This is a genomic window from Clostridium ragsdalei P11 (assembly GCF_001675165.1).
In the GTDB taxonomy this organism is placed as follows: Bacteria; Bacillota; Clostridia; order Clostridiales; family Clostridiaceae; genus Clostridium_B; species Clostridium_B ragsdalei.
Window position 1 is genome coordinate 1 of record NZ_LROS01000051.1, and the last position, 2,052, is coordinate 2,052.

Genomic DNA, 2,052 nt, shown 5'->3' on the forward strand with positions numbered 1-2,052 from the left:
AGAGAAGTATCTTTATTATTAGCTGCATTTAATTCCTCCGTTATCTCAAAATTTCCTTTCAAATTTGAACATACCCCGCAGCCTTCTCCTCCGTGAATGCATTTTCCGTTTTTCTCTTGAATAGTTGTTACTTTTAGTGCTATCACTGGTCTAGTTAATTTATATTTATTTATTATTAAAATAGCAAGAGTAGTTTTCCCACTGTTTCTAGCAGTTGAACCAATTAAAATCATATTGGGTATAGTATACTTATTAGTCACTATTTTTGATCACCTCTTTATCAATTAATATTTTAGGCATTTTCAAAGAAATAACTAGTCAGTATGCTAGCTTATTTTCTTTCAAATGCCTTAAAAGCAGCCAAGCTGACAACCTATGATCTTTATAGAATTTTCATTACATAACTTTCCTATATCTGAAATATTTATTTTCAGTTTTTCTGCTATTTTATAAGCATCAGAACATGCTAGACATTTCTTATCCTTATGTATTTTGCAGTAGCTCTCTATAATTTCCAATATAATATTTTTGTCCATTTTGTTCCTCCTTTTCCAATCCACTTATTCGTTTGATGACTACCTACTTAAATATTAATAGTATAATCTCAATGCTATTCTTTATACAATAACGTACCTAGATTTGATTTATTCAAATCTAGGTACATTTTTCCAAAACTAATTCAATTTTTATATGCTTTTATTTTTTAATAACTCTAAAGCATTAGATTGACGCTTATTTTTAATACTATTATTTATAACTTCTGGACTAACTATGACGAAGGCATCAGCTGGACAAACTTCTACACAAGCTGGACCTTCAGGCCTGCCTGCACACAAATCACATTTATGTGCTGCCATAACTTCTTTATTCTCACTTTCTTCTTTAGTGATTACATTTAAGATTTGTGTTTGTTTATGGCTATTTTTGTATTGTGGTACCATATCCATAGCACCAAATGGGCAAGCAAGCATACATATTTTACATCCAATACATAATTCTGTTTTTACAACAATTTTATTCTCTTGATGAACAATTGCACCTACCGGGCAAACATTTGCACAAGGTGAATCATCACACTGCCTGCATTGTATCGGCACGGTAACTTTTTCTGCCCGTATTAGATTGATACGAGGTGAAAAAGGAACACCTGCAGATCCTGCAGTAAGTATACTAACATCTAAATGTGCAGTTGCACAGGCAATTTCACAAGACTTACATCCAATGCACTTATGGGGATTTGCAACAACAAAGGTATTCAATACAATTACCTCCTTAAGCGTCTTTACGCATACTCTTTTTACGGAAAATCTTACGCTTTTGACATCCGAAATCTGAGAAATCTAATTTTTTTATTTTTACCGAACAAACTTTAAACTCAGGTGTTCCAGTAACAGGATCAGGGGCACTATTAGTCAAAATATTAGCTGGACTCTCAGTAAAATGGAAAGTAATAAATGTTAATCCCTCTGGTACCCTAGTTGTTACTTGTGCTTTTGTGATTAATGAGCCGCGTCGTGTTGATGCGCTAATTTCATCACCGTCTTCAATATTGAGATTTTTTGCATCTGTAGGATTAATTTCCAAAAATCCTTCTGGATCCGCACCATTTAGGCCCCAACAACGTCTTGTCATAGTCCCTGTATGATATTGAGTAACGATACGTCCAGTAGTCAGCATCAATGGATATTCTTCATCAGGAAGCTCAGCAGGTTCTTTATACTCAATTGTGGAAAACTTACCTAAACCACGGGAAAACTTACCAATGTGCAAAATAGGTGTACCAGGATGATTCTCATTTGGACATGGCCATGGAATGCCACCATTCTCCAACCGTTTATAACTAATACCAGCATAACTTGGTGTTAAAGATCTCATTTCATCAAATATATCCTCAGGAGAACTATAATCTGCTGGATAATCCATTGCATTCATAATGTCCCGGAGTATTTGCCAATCTGGAAGACTATTACCTATTGGTTCTACAGCCTTACGAATACGCTGCACTGTACGATCAGTACTACTAAAAGTTCCATCTTTTTCAGCATAGGATAC

Annotated in this window: 3 protein-coding genes and 1 pseudogene; all 4 read right to left on the minus strand. The window is 34.5% G+C overall.

Translation table 11 applies throughout. The annotated features are described in order from the left end of the window. Positions 1-260 (minus strand): annotated as a pseudogene (locus tag CLRAG_RS16135) (hypothetical protein); the annotation flags it as partial. 90 nt (positions 261-350) lie between these two features. After that, positions 351-536: a hypothetical protein gene (locus CLRAG_RS16140; RefSeq protein ID WP_065079339.1), complete on the minus strand. Its 186-nt coding sequence runs from the start codon at positions 534-536 to the stop codon at positions 351-353. A 150-nt stretch (positions 537-686) separates the two neighbouring features. After that, positions 687-1,259 carry a 4Fe-4S dicluster domain-containing protein gene (locus CLRAG_RS16145; RefSeq protein WP_065079340.1) on the minus strand — a complete coding sequence of 191 codons (573 nt, stop codon included), beginning with the start codon at positions 1,257-1,259 and terminating at the stop codon, positions 687-689. 13 nt (positions 1,260-1,272) lie between these two features. Then, on the minus strand, positions 1,273-2,052 hold a 780-nt coding region (locus CLRAG_RS16150), incomplete at its 5' end, for a molybdopterin oxidoreductase family protein (RefSeq protein ID WP_154105008.1).